The following is an 18,850-nucleotide window of genomic DNA, read 5'->3' on the forward strand; positions in this document are numbered from 1 at the left end:
ATTATAGGCATTATAATAGACCATCCATTTCTGTTAATTTTTTCCTAATTATTAAAAAAATTCTGCAAACACTGTCCTTATATGAGATTTGTCTATTCTAAATCCACCTGTGGCTCTGCTACTTCAGGCAAGGAAGTTTTCTGCTGATCTACTAGATTTAATTTAGCCCACACTGCTTCTGCCACTGCTCGTGGTACGCCGACTTCGACGATTTGGTCAACACTGGCTTCTTTAATCTTGGTTAGAGATTTGAAGTGTTTCATAAGATTTTGCTTGCGTTTTGGTCCCAAGCCTTCAATGCCATCTAGCTGCGATGAGAAGGAATTCTTAGACCGGAGCTGGCGGTGGAAGGTAATGGCGAAGCGGTGGACTTCATCTTGGATACGCTGAAGCAGGAAAAATTCCTGCGAATTCCGGGATAATTCTACAACTTGCAGAGGGTCACCAAAGAGCAATTCATGGGTCTGGTGCTTGTCATTTTTTTGCAGTCCAGCGATGGGAATATCCAATCCCAACTGGTCCTGAATAACTTCTTTAGCGACATTGACCTGCCCCTGTCCACCGTCAATGACAATCAGATCGGGCGGAGTCAGTCCATCCCGAATCACTCGACTATAGCGCCGCTTGATGACCTCACGCATACTTGCGTAGTCATCAGGTCCTATCACAGTCTTAATCTTATACTTGCGATAGTCTTTCTTGCTGGGCTTGCCATTGACAAAGACCACCATAGCTGATACAGGACTGGTCCCCATGATGTTGGAGTTATCAAAAGACTCAATACGAACAGGTGTCGGAATGTTAAGAAGCTGACCTAAATTTTCGATTGCACCTTGGGTCTTTTCAATAGATTTCTCCAAAAGGTCAAATTTCTGCTGGAGACTGACTCGGGCGTTTTTGATAGCCAGATTGACCAACTGCTTCTTCTCGCCTCGCTGGGGCTTTAGCACCTTGGTATCCACCATGGCCCGTACAGCTTCTTCGTCAATATCTGCCGGAATCAAAATTTCATTGGGCTTGAGGTGGGATTTTTCCTGATAGAACTGGCCAATATAGGTCAAAAAATCTTCGTCAGGATCATTGTAATAAGGAAAAAGATTGACATCGCGCTCGATTAACTTGCCCTGGCGGACAAAGAAGACCTGTACGCACATCCAGCCCTTATCTACATAGTAACCAAAGACATCCCGATTCTGCAAATCCTTGGCCATGACCCGCTGCTTGGTTCGCAGGGTGCCAATGGACTGAATCAAGTCGCGGTACTCTGCCGCTTTTTCAAACTCCATAGCTTGCGCTGCGCCAGCCATTTTCCCCCGTAAATCCTCAATAATCTGGTCATCCTGTCCCTTGAGAAAGGCAGCTACCTCCTGAGCCAGCTCTTTGAAATACTGGCTGTCTACTTGGCAAATAGTGTGAGCCTTGCACTGCCCCAGATGGTAGTAAAAGCAGACCTTTTCAGGCGGATTTGTACACTTGCGGAAAGGAAAGAGTCGATCCAAAAGACGCTTAATTTCATTGGCCGCACCGACATCCGGATAAGGACCAAAATAAAGTCCACCGTCCTTTTTGACTTGGCGCGTGATGATTAGGCGTGGATAGGTTTCGTTAGTAATCTTGATAAATGGATAGGACTTATCGTCCTTGAGCATGATATTGTACTTGGGCTGGTTTTCCTTGATTAGATTGATTTCCAGAAGCAAAGCCTCAATGTTAGACTCGGTGACAATAAACTCAAAATCCTCAATCTCAGAAACAAGAGCCTCCGTCTTGGTATCATGACTACCACGGAAATAAGAACGAACCCGGTTGCGCAGATTCTTGGCTTTGCCAACATAAATAATGGTATCGTTTTTGTCTTTGTGAATGTAACAGCCGGGACTGGTCGGCAACAGTTCCAGCTTTGATTGGATTAGCTTGTTCATAGGTCTATTATAGCAGAAAAGGGAAGCATTCAACAGGTAGACACTAGATTATTAGAAAATCATAAGTTTGATTCTTTTCATAGGTAATACTGAACTTTAACTTGTCTTTATATCTTCTTGCAAGTATCAAAAATCAATCTCAAAAGAAACATGATTTTCTTTATAACAAAGCATTTTCTAAGCAAAAATCAAGCAATCGATTGCACAGCCATTTTAATAGGCTTTGATTAAATAAACAGAAATAAAATAGAAAAATTTTAGAAAAATTAATATATTTTTAAAAAAATTTCAAAAAAAGACTTGACAAAAATTGCAAACGGTTGCATAATAGGATTGTAAATAAAAATTCCGGGAGGAAATAGGAATGAAAACATGGAAAAAAGTAGTATTGGGCAGTGTCAGCTTGCTGGCTGCAGGAACGCTGTTAGCAGCTTGTAGCTCGAACAGTAGCAAGGAGAACTCTTCTTCTAAAGCCGATAGCAAGACCTTGAAACTTTGGGTACCAACTGGTTCTAAAGATTCTTACTCTGATACAGTTAGCAAGTTCGAGAAAGAATCAGGCTACAAGGTTGACGTAGTCGAAATGGAAGATCCAAACGCTCAGGAAAATCTGACAAAAGATGCTAGTACTGCTGCTGATGTTTTCTCTCTGCCACACGACCAACTTGGTAAATTAGTTGAAGCTGGAGCTATTCAAGAAGTTCCTTCTAAAATGGCAGAAGAAGTCAAGAAAAACGATACTGAACAAGCAGCAATTGGTGCTCAATACAAAGGCAAAACTTATGCTTTCCCATACGGTATCGAATCACAAGTAACCTACTATAACAAGTCAAAACTTTCCGCTGATGATGTTAAGTCTTATGAAACCATCACTTCTAAAGCTAAATTTGGTGGAAACTTGAAAGAGGCTAATGGATACATCACTGCTCCACTCTTCCTTTCTGTTGGCGACACTCTCTTTGGTAAAGATGGTGAGCAAGTAGACGGAACAAACTGGGGTAACGAAGCCGGTGTCAACGTTCTGAAGTTCATCGCAGCTCAAAAGAATAACAGCGGTTTTGTGAACGTAGATGCTTCTAACCTTCTTGCTAAATTTGAAGATGGTTCAGTTGACGCTTTCCAATCAGGTCCATGGGACTACGCAGCTGCTGAAAAAGCTGTCGGCAAAGACAACCTTGGTATCTCTGTTTACCCAACTGTTAACATCGGTGGACAAGACGTTCAACAAAAAGCCTTCCTCGGTGTAAAACTTTACGCAGTTAACCAAACACCTTCAAACGGCGACACTGACCGTATCGCAGCAAGCTACAAACTGGCTCAAGTGCTTACTAGCAAAGAAAGCCAAGAAAACCAATTCAAGTTTGAAGGACGTCACATCATCCCTGCTAACAAAGAAGTGCAAGAGTCTGAAGATGTTAAGAAAGATGCCTTGGCACAAGCTGTTATCACAATGGGATCTTCTGATACCTACACAACAGTTATGCCTAAACTTAGCCAAATGTCTGTCTTCTGGACTGAAAGTGCTGCAATCCTCAGCGATGCTTACAACGGTAAATTTGGTGAAGATCAATACCTCGCAAAATTACAACAGTTTGATAAAGATTTAGCAGCAGCTAAATAATCCTCAAACGAATAAAAATAAGCATTGAAGTGAGGAGGGCAGCCTCCTCACTTCTTTCTTTGTAAATATAAGGAGAATACTATGACTCAGTCATCTTATGACAATGCATCCATGGTTCAGGTCTTTAAAGAGGGAACTTGGGATGTCAAACTCTCTTTTCTGGTAATGGGACTGAGCAACCTTGTAAACAAACAATTTATCAAGGGGCTGCTCTTCCTCTTCTCAGAAATTGCTTTCCTGATTGCTTTTGCAGTCCAAATCATACCAGCTATTGGTGGCATGATTACATTGGGGACTCAAGAGCAGGGAGAGGCTATCAAAAAAGTTAACGGTTTGGAAATCACCGTTCAAGTAGCGGGTGACAACTCTATGCTGATGCTGATTTTTGGACTTGCTTCTCTTATCTTCTGTGCAGTCTTCGCCTACATCTACTGGTGTAACCTGAAAAGTGCTCGTCACTTGATGGCACTCAAGCAGTCCGGTCAGAAGATTCCTAACTTCGTTGAGGACTTTAAGACGCTTGCTGACGGCCGCTTCCACATGGGTCTAATGAGCATTCCTCTCATTGGAGTACTGCTCTTTACCATCCTGCCTCTGATCTATATGATCTGCTTGGCCTTTACTAACTTTGACCATAAGCATCCAGCTCCTAAGTCACTTTTTGACTGGGTTGGCTTCTCTAGCTTTGGTGATGTTTTCTCAGGTCGCATGGCTAGCACCTTCTTCCCACTTTTAGGCTGGACCTTGATTTGGGCGGTTGCTGCGACAGCTACTACATTCTTCTTCGGTATTGTTTTAGCTCTCTTGCTCAATACCAAAGGCCTCAAGTACAAGAAAGTTTGGCGCACACTCTTCGTTATTACTATCGCAGTTCCACAATTCGTATCCCTGCTCTTAATGCGTAATTTCCTGAATGACAATGGACCTTTGAACGGATTATTGCAAAGCCTCCATCTCATTCAGCATCCAATTCCATTCTTGAGTGACCCTGTTTGGGCTAAGTTCTCAATCATCCTTGTCAATATGTGGATTGGTATTCCATTTACCATGCTGGTAGCGACTGGGATTATCATGAACCTACCTAGCGAGCAAATCGAAGCTGCTGAGATTGATGGAGCTAGCAAGCTTCAAATCTTCAAGAGCATTACTTTCCCTCAAATTCTCTTGATTATGGCGCCATCACTCATCCAGCAGTTTATCGGGAACATCAACAACTTCAACGTTATCTACTTCCTGACAGGCGGTGGACCTACTAACTCTTCCTACTATCAGGCTGGCTCAACTGACCTCTTGGTTACCTGGCTCTATAAACTGACTGTTTCTGCCAAGGACTATAATCTAGCATCTGTTATCGGTATCCTGATCTTTGCAATCTCTGCAGCCTTCAGTCTCTTAGCCTATACTAGATCCGCATCATTCAAGGAAGGAACTGCTAAATAATGAAAAATAGAAAAAAACTCAGTTTATTAGGGATTTATGTCTTACTGGCTGTTTTAGCACTCATCTGGCTAACGCCGATTATCTGGATTTTTCTAACCAGCTTCCGTGGTGAAGGCTCTAATGCAGTCCCTTACTTCTTCCCTAAGACCTATACTCTTGACAACTATATCAGACTGTTTAATAACAACACATATCCTTTTCTTCAGTGGTTTATGAATACCCTGATTGTTGCCACAGCGACCTGTATCCTGTCTACTTTGATTACTGTGGGTATGGCTTACTCACTCAGCCGTATCAAGTTCAAGCATAAAAACCGTTTCCTCAAGCTGGCTCTGGTTCTTAATATGTTCCCAGGTTTCATGTCTATGATTGCGGTTTACTACATCTTGAAAGCACTCAATTTGACACAAACTCTGACATCATTGATTCTGGTTTATTCAGCTGGAGCAGCCCTAGGCTTCTATATTGCTAAAGGTTTCTTTGATACTATCCCATATTCTTTGGACGAATCCGCTATGATCGACGGAGCGACCCGCTTCCAAATCTTCCGGACTATTACATTGCCGCTTTCAAAACCGATTATCGTTTATACAGCACTTATGGCTTTCATGGGACCTTGGGTCGACTTCATCTTTGCCTCTGTCATCCTAGGCGATGTCAAGGAAAAATACACAGTTGCTTTAGGACTTTTCCAAATGCTTAATAAGGACGCCATAAATAAATGGTTCTTACCTTTCACATCTGGAGCGATTATCATCGCTATCCCAATCACTCTTCTCTTCATCTTCATGCAGAAATACTACGTAGAAGGTGTAACAGGCGGAGCAGTCAAATAAAATCTATTATGTATATTGAAAACTTCCGACAGTTAATATCGGAAGTTTTTATCTTTCTTTTTATATTAGATTGTTTAATTGCTGTAGACACCAAAAAATGAGTCTGGAAATTATTCCAGGCTCATTTTGTATTTCTTTAATTATAATCTTCGTCTCTGCGACGGCGCTTGTTGGTTCCCAAAAAGGCAGCTGCACCAAGTGCCATACCAAAAATTGCAAGGCGTTCTGCTTCTGAGCCAGTATTTGGCAGAATAGCAGGTACCGTTGGAGCCTTATCGGCTGTCGTAGCCACACTTGCTAGCTGAGCTGCAGGATTTACAACAAAATCAGTAAATGCACCACCACCTGCCGCTTGAACGGCACCCGTAGTTGCTCCTTTGACTTCACGAGTGTTCGCATGAACTTCTGCAGTCTTAGCATCTGAATCTTTCTTAGATTCATCCTCTGCACCTGGACCAGCAGCTCCGCCTTTTACAGCTGTTAGAGGCTGTTTATCTTCACCTGAGCGATAGTTACTATTCAGAGCATTTCCATACAGGAGAGATGCTTGATTCAAGATACTCAAGAGAGTTTCATAATTCGCTTGAAGACTGTTGTAGGATTCCTCAAGGACAGCTAAAATTGCAGTCTCTTGATTTAAGATTGCTTGTTTAGCTTCAAAATCAAGCTGCGCTTCTGCCAACTCTCGCTCAGCTTCTGCTAGTAACTGAGGAGCATTTTTTAGATCAATAACTTTCTTTTTAGCTGCTGCTAATGTTTTTTGAGCAGCCAAGAAATCCTCTTGAGCAGTAGTCAAACTAGCTTTCGCAGCTTCTTGGGCTGACTGAAGTTCTGCCAACTTATCCTTAGCTGCCGCTAGAACTGCCTGAGCATTGCTCAAGTTAGTCTGATAAGGTGCTAGGTTTGCTGCAATCTTAGCTGTCGCTCTGTCGAGAGCTTCCTGCTTAAGGGCAACATTTTGCTTGGTCAAAGCCAGATTATTTTCAGCAGTTGCTACTTTCTGACGAGCTGCTTCAACTGCTGCAATTTGAGCTGCCGCTGCCTTTTGAGCATCAGCTAATTGAGCATTGAGGATATTAATAGCTGATTCCTTACCGACTTTTTGAGCCTTGAGTTCAGCCAATTGATTCTTAAGTGCTGTAACATTAGCATTAGAACCTGCAGAACGACCGCCACTAGCACGCAACAACTGCTCCATAGCCGCAACAGTCAGCAAAGTACCATTATTAACACGTTGGTCAAAGTTGCTAATATGATGGAAACCAACTTCGGATGTACCATGAGGTGTGCCCCATTGGTTTGGATGCTTATCATAAGCTGCTGAGATAGCATTGGCTTTATTATCCATCATCTGAACATAGTGTCCAATCTGAGCAAATACGCCAGCACCAACCCGCATATAGATAGCATTAGCATCAAGCTGAGTTTCATCAGTAGGCAGTCCATATTGCGCTGCAATCTCTTGATACTTTTCTTTTTCTTTGTGCCAGAAATTGACTGCTCCTTGTGGGTCAAAGCTAATCGCCACATTTTCGTTACCAATCAGCTTGCCCATGTGCCAGTTATTGCGCTCAAAGTAGATAGTCTGAATCTGGCTAGCCACATTCGCATACGGATCAACCAACAACTCTTGTAAGCCAGCATTACGACGGTAAGCATTAATCGCCTTCACCAACTCCAAAGCTTGAAGGTTATTTTCTAGACTAGCTGGACTGGTTGGGTCAGAATTAACTGAGATACCAAATTCATTTTGACCTCGTTGGTAAACAGCAAGTGCATTGTTGGCAGCATCACGAATTTCTTGATTAGCCGCATTGTTACGAACATTTTCTAAAAATTGAGAATAAGTCGTATTGCGAAGGTCAACAGGATCTGTTGCTGCTGCTTTCTCGGCAGCCGGAATCTGTCCTTCAAGCGAGCTAATAGCTTGATTGGTTTGGCTCAAAGATGCCTTTGCCTGATTGATTTTATTCTGAATATCAGCCTGCACCTGTGGAGCAGAAGATGCTGCTTGCTCTGCCTTTGTCAGTTCAGATTTTGCATTGTCTAAAGCAGTCTGTGCTTGACTTTGCTGACTCTTAGCAGTTGCTACAGCTTGCTCTTCTGAGTTAAGTGGTGTTTTAGCTTGTTTCAATTCAGTCTCTGCAACATCTACCAGAGATTGACTCGCTTTAATAGTATTTGCTTGATCTTTAACAGCTTGGTCAGCCTTGGCAGCTTTAGCCGCTGCTTCTCGAACAGCAACGTCTTTCGTGCTAACCTCTTGCTCTGCTGTTTTTGCTTCTGTCTCCGCTTTAGCAACATTTTCTTCTGTTGCTTCTGCCTGTATTTCTTTAGCAGTCTCAACAGCGGCTTCAGCCACTTTCACGCTAGTTTTTGCATCTTCAGCTTCTGTTTTAGCAGTATCTACTATCGATCTTTGCTCATCGAGTTTAGCTTTAGCAGCTTCAGCATTTTCTTGGGCAACAGCTACATCTGCTGCTGTCACCGGTTTTCCAGTTACTTCAGTCGCTTGTGGAGCTGTTACAGTTGATTCAACCAACTCATCCGCGTGCACTTGATGGGTCAGTCCACCAGAAATAATAGTTGTAGCTGCGATACCAGTCGCTACAACAGACTTGCCTATTTTCTTTTCCATAATCAATCTCCTTTTTATAATCTCACATACTATAATTAACCTGGGTATAGCAGCCCGCATAGTAATATACTATCACAAAACGCTAGTATTAACTAGTAGCAAACGTATCCTTTTAATAGTTTTTTTATTACATTTTTGTTACAAAAATGTTGTATTAGAAAAATAAGATGGTTTTTCCAACAAAAATGAGCATTTCTGTATCGAATAAAGCAAAAACTCCTAGATCCTTTCTAAGAGTTAACTTTGCTTGTCAGTCAGATTGAGCTTGTCGAATTTCTTCTAACATTGCTTCTTCTTCGGCCGTCATTTCATAGTGTTCCAACAAGTCTGGACGTCTTAGGTAGGTCTTTTTCAGACTTTCATAAAGACGCCACTTACGGATATTTTCATGATGGCCACTCATGAGGACTTCCGGAACGACCATACCCCGATAGTCATAGGGCCGAGTGTACTGAGGATATTCCAAGAGTCCAGATGAAAAACTATCATCTGTATGACTGGCTTCCTTACCAATAACCTCTGGAATCAGGCGAACGGTAGCATCAATCATGGTCATAGCCGCCAATTCTCCTCCAGTAAGGACATAGTCCCCAAGCGAAATCTCATCTGTCACTAAAGTCTTGATCCGATCATCATAGCCTTCATAATGGCCACAAATGAAAATGAGTTCCTCTTCTTTAGCTAGCTCCTCAGCATAGGCTTGATCAAAAGTCCGACCAGCAGGATCCAGCAAAATCACGCGCGGCTGCTGCTTTTCAATGGCATCATAGGCATCAAAAATAGGTTGGGCCCGTAGCAGCATACCCTGGCCTCCGCCGTATGGCTCGTCGTCTACATGCCGGGATTTTTCAGCCTTTTCTCGGAAATTGTGGTAGTTGATTTCTAAGATGCCTTTTTCCCGCGCTTTTCCTACAATAGAGTGCTCCAAGGGCGCAAACATCTCCGGAAAGAGAGTCAAAATATCAATTTTCATCGTCAAGTCCTTCCGGTATCTCTACATCAACCCGACCTTGCTCAATGTCAATCCCCAGCACCACTGGCGGAATATAAGGCAGCAGCAAGTCGCGCTTGCCCTTACGTTTGACCACCCAGACATCATTGGCTCCTGGCTGCAGAATTTCCTTAATCCTACCAAGAAGAACATCATTTTCATAGACTTCAAGGCCGATGATTTCATGGTAGTAAAATTCCCCGTCTTCCAAGTCCGTCAAATCTTCCTCTCGGACCTTCAGAGTGAAATCACGGAATTTCTCGATGTCATTGATGTGGTACATCCCCTTAAACTTGATAATATCAAAGTTCTTGATCTTGCGATGACTGGCAATCTCCACGTCCATGACAAACTGATCTTTCTTGTCAAACAGGGCAAGGGTATTACCTTTTCTAAAACGCTCTTCTGCAAAATCCGTCACTGACAAAACCCGCATCTCACCTTGCAGACCTTGCGTATTGACAATTTTTCCAACATTAAAATAATTCATCTCGACTCCAACATATTATACTCTGCCTAGTATTTTATCATGATATAGGGGAATGTACAAGGGAGATAAGGGGGAATTCTCTTGCCTATATTTATTTGATTAATGTTGCTATTTAACGTATAATTATACATATAGAACCTCAACACCGTAAACACCCAAGTGTGTTTACGCAAAACTAGAAAGAAGTTGGTGATACCTATGGGAAAAAAGTTAAGCAAACTCCTTCTCTCTACTGCTATTCTAGCTACCACAGCCGCCAGTTTGACTGCTTTGACACAGGTCAAAAAAGGCCAAGCAATGGAAAATGAAACGAAAGAAACTAGAAATGTCTCAGCCCTTGACGAAAAAATTGCTCAAATTGATAACCTAACCATCAAGGCTTTCCTAGAATACTATGCTAGTCAGAACATGACCTCCGCATCGTCTCTTCCAATGATAGATGATTTAGAGGCCAATACGCGCATCATCGTTATTGATATAGACTATGCAGATACAAGCATCCCCCCTGCCATTGGAACATCAGTCGATGGATCCGAAGGGCCTGTCGGGGGAACTGTTGATGATGATGGCCAATATATCGAGTTTGATACCAGTGACCATAGCAAATCCGCAACCGTTCAGGAAATTCGAGATGCTATTGCTGAAATACTAGGATAATACTCTCATAAAAACGTACTAAATAGCTGAGGTTTTAATCTCAGCTATTTTGCATATATCTTTACTCCCGCTTTCAATATACTATTAAAGTTTGTATACATCTTGCCCATCACACTTCAAAAGAAGCTCAGCTATCTTTTCTGACTGACTCCAATGTAAATAATGATGGTTGCCTCCTAAAATAATCTGAGTATTTTGTGAAGCAAATTCGGAATCTTTATATTCTTGTTCTCGATAGGCCTGACTCAGGATAAAAATCGGGAATTGAAAAGAAATATCTAAGTTCTGAAAATCGCTTTCTGCGATACTGCAGTAATGTTGAAATCCTTCTTGTACAGATTTTAATCTATCTGAACTCTTTTCTGCCTTAGCCCATAAGATTTTAAAATCAGCAGCTGGAAAACTCTCTTGTTCTATTTTTTTCATATATTCATATCCTCCACCGAGCATCTGAACTTTCTCCTGTAAGGATAAAAATTCGGGATAAGGATTCTGCGCTAATTCGCCATATAGAACAGAATAAGTGGTCGGTTCAATCAAGATTAGTCCCTGACAAAACGGCTCTGACTCAGCAATTTTAACTGCTACGAGGCCGCTAATACTGTGCGCGCAAATAGCATACTGAATGACTTTAAAATGCGATAAAACCTCTATAATAGATTGGACCAAATCGTCCAAAACAAAACTTTCTTGATTTTCCAGTGGGCTTTGGCCAGCATTAGGGTAATCTATTGTTAAATAGCCCCAATTTTTAGGTAACTTCCGAATGACTGGCAAAAAATTTTCATAGGTCGGCAGACTCCCTGCACCGCTTAAAAATACAGCAATCTTTTCCGCAGGTTGATAGGACACAAATAGCTGTCCTATTTTCGTTTTGATCATTCTTTCTTTCATAATGTTTCTAATCAATTCTAAAAAATATTATCTGGGCACACACTAGTATCTGAGAGCTAGCTATTTTACTAGCAGAATAAGGACATCCCAATACCCAAAATTATATACCAAAATTTTTTCATATTCAACCAAGATTCGTGTTAGAAGAGGCAGTTGCTTGCACTGTGAATGAAGGCTAATCTCAAGGCTTGTTTTTCCTAAAAATCTATGCTAAGGTAAAGGCAGAATACGAAAAGGAGGGGCTACTATGATAAGAAGCGGCCATCTGATTTACAAGGTAAAAGGCTTACGGCAAGCGGTCAAGGAATGGGAAGAAAAGGGTTTTGTCGTCGAATACGGCAGAAGGAAAAAACCCAACAATGCCTTAATATACTTTAGTCAAGGCCCCTATATTGAGCTACTGGAAAATACGGGCATTCCTGTAATAGCCAAAATCATAGCTAAACTATTTGGCAGACCTAAAAATCTGGAGCGCTTTTTCTACTGGGATGAGTGCGAGGAAGGCTGGCAAGGACTTTGTATCGAAAAAGCTTCTTCGTCAAAAGAATCCCCTCGATAAAGAATTTCAAAACTAAGATCGTCATATTCTAGAAATGCATTCGACGAGCGGAAACCCTTGCTGTGATAGAAATCCCAGCGAGCTTGACGCTGTTCAATATTATCACACGGCTCATCTAAGCGCTCGATTTCTAAAATCATGGTTCGCTGATAGAAATTGACCAGCTTTTCGATGATTTCACCGCCATAGCCATGGCTGCGCAGGTGGGGCATAATCGCAAAGAAACTAACATAAAAGGCTTGCGCGTTGGAGATGGCAAAGGCAAAACCAACAAATTCCTTTTCATGATAAAAGGCGAAAAAATTAGCATCTTCCTGTTCCTCATATCGCAAAAATTCACTGAGCGGTATCCTTTCCTCTTCTGGAAAAGCTTCATTATTCAAGGCTTCTACCTTATCCAAATCTGGAAAATCTGCTGTAATGATCTGGCTGGTTAAGCTCATAAAATCACTCCTTTTCTAGTGATAGTATAATAAATTTTGCAACTGGTTTCAAAAAAGAGCCCTGAAAGAGCTCCTATGTATCCATTTTTTCTTCATATAATAGAAAGGTGCCGAATGCCTAGATAGAATCGGTTGGCCCCCCACCGAAGAGGAATTATCCTAGCTGCTACTCACTATTTCACGTAAATTATCCAAATGCTGGTTATCAGTCACAGCCATAATGCTAACGCCTTCTGGCCAAACAAAGTCTGGAGTAAACTTGCTTTCCAAAGGCTGATTTTTTGTCAGACGGTATCCGATAATATTAAGATGATAAAGCCTGCGAGCATCTACTTCACGGACCGTTTTCCCGACCCAGCTAGCAGGCAGTTCAAACTCAGCCACTACTACATCGTCATCCAGCTGGAAGACCTCAATCGAATGGTTCAAGAGAATAGTCTTAGCCAATGAAATACCAGCCTCCACTTCAGGCAGAATAACCAGATCAGCTCCCACCTTTTCCAGCACCTGCTGAGTTACTTCATCTTTGACCTTGGCAATGACATTTTTAACGCCCAATGCCTTGCAGTGCATGACCGCTAGGACGCTGGATTCCAGACTTTCTCCCGTCGCTACGATGACCGTATCACAGGACCCAACGTCTGCCGCCTCTAAAAGCTCCATATCAGTAATGTCCCCGATCACACCAACGGCAATCATGTCTTCATACTGATTGATTGTCTCTTCGTGATTATCAATCGCAATGATTTCTACATCTTGAGAAATCAAGGCCTCAATGATACTCTGTCCAAAAATCCCCAAGCCGAGGATTCCAACTGTTTGATTTGCCATTTCTTTTCTCCTATCCAATCATAATGTCCGCCTTGCTGTAATGCAAGGTAGCCGCCTTCTTCGGTTGATAATGGTTAAGACTGACCATAAGAGTCAGCGGCCCTACCCGTCCAATAAACATCAGCAGCATAATCACAATCATACCAGCTGTATTGAGGCTGGTAGTGATATTGGCCGTGACACCAACTGTAGCAAGTGCTGACACAGTCTCAAATATCAGGTAAATAAAGCGATGACTGCTATCAGTCACTAGCCCAAGAGCCAAAAGACCAAGTAGAAATGTCAGCTGAAAAATCACTGTCACACCAAAAGCCTTCTGCACTAGCTGAGGAGCCAGTGTTCTCCGCCCCATATTGGTATGAGGCAAGCCCAGGATTTCCTTTCGAGCAAAAAGCAAAAGAACTAGGAAGGTCGTAATTTTCAGACCGCCCGCTGTACCACCCGGAGCCCCTCCCAGAAACATCTGGAGCAGATAGATAAACAGGGTTACTGGACGAGCAGCTGTATAATCAATGGAAGCAAAGCCAGCTGTCCTCATACTGACTGTCTGAAAAAAGCTGACCAGTAGCTTATCGCCAAAGGAAAGATTGCCAATCGTTCCAGGATTATTGTACTCCGTCCAGAGACTCGTGACCGTCCCAAAAACAAGGAGACCAGCAGTCAGCAGCAAGACTACCTTAGTATGAAAGTGCAGTCCCTTCTGTTTTCCTCCCAATTTAGTCGCCAAGTCAAACCAGACCATAAAGCCAAGGCCTCCAGTGATGATGAGGAGAGCCAAGGTGATATTGACCAAAACATCTGTCTGCAAGCCTAGTAGGCTATCATTGCCAAAATTATCAAAGCCCGCATTACAAAATGCAGAAACTGCTAAAAAGATAGAATTAAAAATCCCTTTTCTCAGACCAAACTTGGGAATGAAGCGAATCATGAGAAGGAGCGCACCCAGTCCTTCGATAGTAAAAGTCGTGATAAAAATCGAACGGACAAATTGACCTAAGGTACGATTATGACCATAACTAAAACTATCCCGCAGAATACTTCGATCCTTGAGGCTGAGCTTTTTCCGACTTTCCATGGTGAAAAATCCGATAAAAGTCAGGATTCCCAAGCCACCAATCTGAATCAGTAACATGCAAAGGAGCTGCCCCCAGACATTGTATGTATCCACAACCGATCGAGTAAAAAGTCCTGTCACACAGACCATCGAGACAGCTGTAAAAAGATGATCCAGATAGCCCGCTTGGGAACTTTCCGTCTGCACCCAAGGCAGACTGAGTAGCAAGGAGCCACAGAATATCACCAGAAGAAAAGACAAGATAATCTTTTGCGCTGGTGACAAGCGTGAAAATAAATGCTTCATAAAGTTTCCTTTCCTGATCTAATAAACGCAGAGGCTAGCCTTATCTGCCCTTCTCTTTCCTTGACAGCCCGCTGCAAATCATCTGGACTCTGCAAGTTTCTGACTTTGATGGCATAATCCGCTGCGACGATAGCATGGCCCCGCATGTGGCCTGTTGCGACTGCTTGGGCAAAGACACGCGCAGCATATTTACCGATTTGTGATTGGGCTTGCTGCGACAGTTTGTTAGCCAAGAAACCAGCCTGCCTTAGTTCATAGGCAGATGCCCTATCATCAAGTCGAGCCCGAAAAATCGCTCTTACCTGAGTCAAAATCTTCTGCTTTTCAGACTCATCTTCCGCATCTATCAGAGCTATAAAGCTTGACGCCATTTTCATAGCCCATCGAGCCAGTTGCCCCTGAGGAAGCTGTTCCAAAACAAGCTCCAATTCCAATCTCTTCTCACCATCATCCAGGATTTTCAGCTTGTATGGGCTCGGTAAAATCACTTGGCTATTCTCATAACACTTGCGCTCATGAGCGTTCCAAGCATAATCTTCTGGCTTCATATGCCCTCCAGTTTCGAATTTTTCTAAACTCGCCCCTGCATTTCGTTCTTCTCTTAAATGAAGTGTCTAGTTCTCACATACGCTCGAACTGCATCAATTCCCCTAAATTCAACTGCGCCTAACGGCTTATTTCATTAAGGGGCTTGTACCCATGCTTCGCTGGGCATCAATTTCTCTAAGCTCACTTGAGATCCGCGTACTCAGCTCGCTAAGAGAAATAGAAAAAAACGAGACACACTGGTCCCGTTCTTCTTATTTCTCATCAATAACGATGCGAACTTTTTTGTACTCGGTTGGGACAGAGTAAACAATCGTCCTTATAGCGGAGATAGTACGACCTTTACGACCGATTACACGTCCAACATCACTCTGATCAAGATCCAGGTGATATTCTAAAAATTCAGGTGTATCCTCAATCTTGATAGTTAAGGCATCTGGCTGTGAAATCAAAGGTTTCACTATCGCAATAATTAGATTTTCAATCGTGTCCATATGTCAACCTACGCTTCTATTATTTAGAGTATTTTGAATCGTGGAATTTCTTCAATACGCCTTCTTTTGAAAGGATGTTGCGTACAGTATCAGAAGGTTGTGCACCATTACCCAACCACTCAAGGATACGGTCTTCTTTCAAAGTCACTTGGTTTTCAGCTACAAGTGGATTGTAAGTACCAACGGTTTCGATGAAACGTCCGTCACGAGGTGAACGTGAGTCTGCAACATTGATACGGTAGAACGGTTTTTTCTTAGAACCCATACGAGTCAAACGGATTTTTACTGCCATTATTAAGGTCTCTTTTCTTTATTTTTTTCTTTTGGTGAAATAGCAAAGCTATTAAGCACATGTTCTATTATAGCAGATTAAAGACGGCTGTCAAGTTTTTTTCTTGACAGAGTTAAAATTTTTTTAGATTAGTCTTTTTGCCTTAAAAGCACAATGCGTTTTTACTAGCTTACTTGATAAAAATATATTTAAGAGAAAATAAAGCAAGGATTTTTGCAGTCTCCTTATGGAACCAATAGTCTGATAATGTCGTCATAAGAATAAGCGGTATAGGTCGGCTGAAAAAGACTTTGATTTTCTAGCTGCTTGGGATTGTACCAGATAGAGTCCAATCCAGCATTATTAGCGCCAGCAATATCAGCTGTCAAGGAGTCTCCAATCATCAAAGTCTGAGACAGATCAAAATCTGGTATCTGCTCTGCTATTTTTTCATAAAATAAAGCTTCAGGCTTCTGAGTCCCCATCTTTTCCGAGATAAAAATATGATTAAAATAGGGTGAAATGTCGGAATGGGCCATGCGGCCAGTCTGAATAGCCGTGATGCCATTAGTCGCTCCGTAAATCTCATAATCAGCTGCTGTCAGACTGTCCAAAAGCTCACTTGCACCAGCGTAAGTTTGTCCTTGCTGAGCAATATGCTGCTGATAGAGAAGGGCCAACTCGGCCCCATCCTTCTCAATGCCAAAATGGGCAAAAAGACGAGAAAAGCGATTGTTGACCAGCTCCGGCTTGGTAATTTTACCTTGTTCCAGATCCCGCCAAAGCCCCTTGTTCATGGGGATATAATAGTCTTTGTAGGTCTGAATCTCCGCCACGCCCTGCTCCTCCAAAAAATGAGTCAAGGCGATGTCTTCTGCCGTATCAAAATCCAGCAGCGTATGGTCAAGGTCGAATAGTAGAAATTTGTATGGCAAAATCGAAATCCTTTCTGAAACTGTAATAGCTTCATTATACCACAATGCATAAAAAACCAGCCGCTCAAAAATAAACAGCTGATTTCTAATCTATTTATCCACTGGTATCCAGAGATACGTCTGATAGTCTGCTATCCCTTCTTTCAATCCTGCTGCATTACATTCTTTTATTTCCCAAACAGCATCTTCGTTTTTCTCACTTCTTCTACCCTACTTTATAGTGAACACACAAATCTCTAAACTTATTATCTAGCGCTGCAATATCAAACAAGACTTCTGACAATTTCTGATAATCTTCCTTGATACAAAATAGATGAGCTTGGCCGAACAATTTTGCTAAATTTTCTTTTAGTTCAGATCTGACCGTATCGTGGTCTTTTAAGAAGTTGCTCATGTATAGATTTCTGATAGAAGCTAATTTGAAGCTAAAGTATTGATGAAGATGCTTTTGTTCTTCATTCAAGCCATTGTCCGCTACCGACTTAGCATATCTTGCTATCACATTCTCCTCGCCGTGCTCATATCGTTGCTTCATCAGTATAGATGTTTTCTGATAAATCTCTTTGGAAGTTGGAGATTTGATTTTTTGGAAGTTTCCCCACATGGAGAAAGAACCTCTTTTATAGTCGATATTTTTAGCTTCCCAGGCTTTCGAAAATTCTGAGAAACTCATTTTCATACAAGCAAAGCCTGCTGGATCATGGAAATAGATAAACTCATCATCTAGTTCATAAACTGAAACAAAATGGTCCACCCCATACAAATGGATATGATTGGGATTATAAGTGAGATACCCCATGTCCAAAGGGCCAAGAACAACTGGCCCGCTGAGCAAGAACTTGCTTAACATTTCTCTGATAGAGAGAAGATTCACTTTATTAGAATCCTTTATATAGTATTCATCATATGTAAAACCCAGAATGTCTAAAGAATGGCTGATAGAACTATCTGGCATCCCATTATCAAAGAAGACTAAGGGGTGTTTTTCATCTTCCTTTACAATACTGGCACCATTTCCCATCACCATAATGGCTTCCAAAAACTCAGGGCGAACATCATACCCATATGAATGCAGCGCCATCGCAAGTGAATATGTATAGCAAAGAGAAACGTCCCCCAAATACATCTGCATAGCATTACCCTCCTCTGTAATCAATAGCTAAAAAATGGCTTGCAATCGGCATTTTATTTCACCACTGGTATCCAGAGTTCCATTTGATAGTCTGGGGAGTACATATCACCCTCGGTGTAAACTTCAAAATCTGGTGCTCCTGAGTGGCGATAGCCAGTTTCTGGAAAAAAGACTTCCAAGACATATTTCCAAGCATGGTGGATGCTGGCTGGTATAGCCCCCTTGACTGGTACGATGGCATATTCAGCTTCTGCGATTTCTTTGATTGACAGACCTAGTTCTTCTGCTTTAGCTTTATCCGTCACATCATAAGCGGCCATATAGTTGATGATTTCGCCTTCTTTGACATTCGAGCAGACACCAAAGGAATGGCCACTGCCCAGACTTTCTAGGCTTTCAAAGGTGTGATTTGCATAGAGCTGCTCCCATGCAGACGGGCACTGGCTATTGTCAATAGCTTCCAATAGGACGCCTGCCACGGTAAAAGCAGGTTTCTTTTGAATCTTGATATCCATGTTCTTTCCTCCTGTAATCTTTAAGGATAATTGAAGTCTAGGAAAGACCCGATAAGGTTTTCCATTTCGAACTTCTGAGGGAGTAACACCATGGAATTTCTTGAAGGCTGCGCTGAAGGCATCCGCAGACTCATAGCCGTATTTCAGTGCTATATCAATGACTTTCTCAGAGCTTTCCCGCAAGTCTGTCACGGCTTCTGACAGCCTGCGATTGCGCAAATATTCTGCTAAAGTCATATCTGCTAGGATGGAAAAGAGCCTGCTAAAGAGAGCAT

19 protein-coding genes are annotated in these 18,850 nt (G+C 42.1%); 5 read left to right on the forward strand and 14 right to left on the reverse strand.

Translation table 11 applies throughout. From position 1 onward, the window contains the following. Positions 1-92: 92 nt before the first annotated feature. Positions 93-1,922 carry an excinuclease ABC subunit UvrC gene (gene uvrC / locus RP262_RS07675; RefSeq protein WP_311154769.1) on the reverse strand — a complete coding sequence of 610 codons (1,830 nt, stop codon included), beginning with the start codon at positions 1,920-1,922 and terminating at the stop codon, positions 93-95. A gap of 364 nt (positions 1,923-2,286) precedes the next feature. On the opposite strand from uvrC, the gene RP262_RS07680 reads away from it, so the two are divergent. The 3 genes from RP262_RS07680 (at position 2,287) to RP262_RS07690 (ending at position 5,819) form a co-directional block, all read left to right on the forward strand. After that, on the forward strand, positions 2,287-3,543 hold the full coding sequence (locus RP262_RS07680; RefSeq protein WP_002915028.1) for an extracellular solute-binding protein: 1,257 nt from the start codon (positions 2,287-2,289) through the stop codon (positions 3,541-3,543). A gap of 81 nt (positions 3,544-3,624) precedes the next feature. Beyond that, positions 3,625-4,983 (forward strand): carbohydrate ABC transporter permease, encoded by a 1,359-nt coding sequence (locus tag RP262_RS07685; RefSeq protein ID WP_002904606.1) that lies wholly within the window; start codon positions 3,625-3,627, stop codon positions 4,981-4,983. Beyond that, positions 4,983-5,819, forward strand: coding sequence for a sugar ABC transporter permease (locus RP262_RS07690; protein WP_002904608.1), 837 nt, complete (start codon positions 4,983-4,985; stop codon positions 5,817-5,819). Before RP262_RS07685 ends, RP262_RS07690 begins: the two co-directional genes overlap by 1 nt. Before the next feature lie 136 nt (positions 5,820-5,955). Here RP262_RS07690 and RP262_RS07695 read toward each other — a convergent pair whose 3' ends face one another. The 3 genes from RP262_RS07695 to rimM form a co-directional block, all read right to left on the reverse strand. Then, complete coding sequence (locus tag RP262_RS07695) at positions 5,956-8,517, reverse strand: CAP domain-containing protein (protein WP_124765753.1); 2,562 nt, start codon at positions 8,515-8,517, stop codon at positions 5,956-5,958. Positions 8,518-8,707: 190 nt separating this feature from the next. Further along, complete coding sequence (gene trmD, locus RP262_RS07700) at positions 8,708-9,430, reverse strand: tRNA (guanosine(37)-N1)-methyltransferase TrmD (protein ID WP_124765755.1); 723 nt, start codon at positions 9,428-9,430, stop codon at positions 8,708-8,710. Beyond that, positions 9,420-9,938, reverse strand: a complete 519-nt coding sequence (rimM, locus tag RP262_RS07705) for a ribosome maturation factor RimM (protein WP_311154770.1) — start codon at positions 9,936-9,938, stop codon at positions 9,420-9,422. The genes trmD and rimM overlap by 11 nt, the downstream gene beginning before the upstream one ends. A gap of 198 nt (positions 9,939-10,136) precedes the next feature. Between rimM and RP262_RS07710 the strand changes: the two genes are divergently transcribed. Next, on the forward strand, positions 10,137-10,595 hold the full coding sequence (locus RP262_RS07710; protein ID WP_002897445.1) for a hypothetical protein: 459 nt from the start codon (positions 10,137-10,139) through the stop codon (positions 10,593-10,595). Between the two features lie 84 nt (positions 10,596-10,679). On the opposite strand, the gene RP262_RS07715 is transcribed toward RP262_RS07710, so the two are convergent. Then, positions 10,680-11,489, reverse strand: a complete 810-nt coding sequence (locus tag RP262_RS07715; RefSeq protein ID WP_049541167.1) for an alpha/beta fold hydrolase — start codon at positions 11,487-11,489, stop codon at positions 10,680-10,682. Positions 11,490-11,736: 247 nt separating this feature from the next. Between RP262_RS07715 and RP262_RS07720 the strand changes: the two genes are divergently transcribed. Next, complete coding sequence (locus RP262_RS07720; RefSeq protein WP_002912608.1) at positions 11,737-12,048, forward strand: VOC family protein; 312 nt, start codon at positions 11,737-11,739, stop codon at positions 12,046-12,048. Here RP262_RS07720 and RP262_RS07725 read toward each other — a convergent pair. The 9 genes from RP262_RS07725 to RP262_RS07765 all read right to left on the reverse strand — a co-directional run. After that, the gene (locus RP262_RS07725) at positions 11,970-12,491 is read right to left on the reverse strand and encodes a GNAT family N-acetyltransferase (RefSeq protein WP_002900222.1); all 522 of its coding nucleotides are present in this window, start codon (positions 12,489-12,491) and stop codon (positions 11,970-11,972) included. The two genes, RP262_RS07720 and RP262_RS07725, sit on opposite strands and share 79 nt — an antisense overlap. A gap of 159 nt (positions 12,492-12,650) precedes the next feature. After that, entirely contained in the window at positions 12,651-13,322 is a 672-nt protein-coding gene (locus tag RP262_RS07730; RefSeq protein ID WP_032913402.1) for a TrkA family potassium uptake protein, read from the reverse strand. 10 nt (positions 13,323-13,332) lie between these two features. Continuing rightward, the gene (locus RP262_RS07735) at positions 13,333-14,682 is read right to left on the reverse strand and encodes a TrkH family potassium uptake protein (protein ID WP_125378504.1); all 1,350 of its coding nucleotides are present in this window, start codon (positions 14,680-14,682) and stop codon (positions 13,333-13,335) included. Then, positions 14,679-15,230 (reverse strand): putative immunity protein, encoded by a 552-nt coding sequence (locus RP262_RS07740; protein WP_311154771.1) that lies wholly within the window; start codon positions 15,228-15,230, stop codon positions 14,679-14,681. Before RP262_RS07740 ends, RP262_RS07735 begins: the two co-directional genes overlap by 4 nt. A 252-nt stretch (positions 15,231-15,482) precedes the next feature. Then, entirely contained in the window at positions 15,483-15,722 is a 240-nt protein-coding gene (gene kphA / locus RP262_RS07745; protein WP_002895313.1) for an RNA-binding protein KphA, read from the reverse strand. 19 nt (positions 15,723-15,741) lie between these two features. Then, positions 15,742-16,014: a 30S ribosomal protein S16 gene (gene rpsP, locus RP262_RS07750; protein WP_002895310.1), complete on the reverse strand. Its 273-nt coding sequence runs from the start codon at positions 16,012-16,014 to the stop codon at positions 15,742-15,744. Positions 16,015-16,238: 224 nt separating this feature from the next. Beyond that, positions 16,239-16,928 carry a YjjG family noncanonical pyrimidine nucleotidase gene (locus RP262_RS07755; protein ID WP_049539229.1) on the reverse strand — a complete coding sequence of 230 codons (690 nt, stop codon included), beginning with the start codon at positions 16,926-16,928 and terminating at the stop codon, positions 16,239-16,241. A gap of 205 nt (positions 16,929-17,133) precedes the next feature. Further along, positions 17,134-18,060 carry a DNA repair protein RadC gene (locus RP262_RS07760; RefSeq protein ID WP_311154772.1) on the reverse strand — a complete coding sequence of 309 codons (927 nt, stop codon included), beginning with the start codon at positions 18,058-18,060 and terminating at the stop codon, positions 17,134-17,136. A gap of 53 nt (positions 18,061-18,113) precedes the next feature. Beyond that, positions 18,114-18,850, reverse strand: a 737-nt coding sequence (locus RP262_RS07765; RefSeq protein WP_311154773.1) for a GyrI-like domain-containing protein, incomplete at its 5' end; no start/stop codon positions are given.

Source organism: uncultured Streptococcus sp. (assembly GCF_963456385.1).
Lineage (GTDB): Bacteria > Bacillota > Bacilli > Lactobacillales > Streptococcaceae > Streptococcus.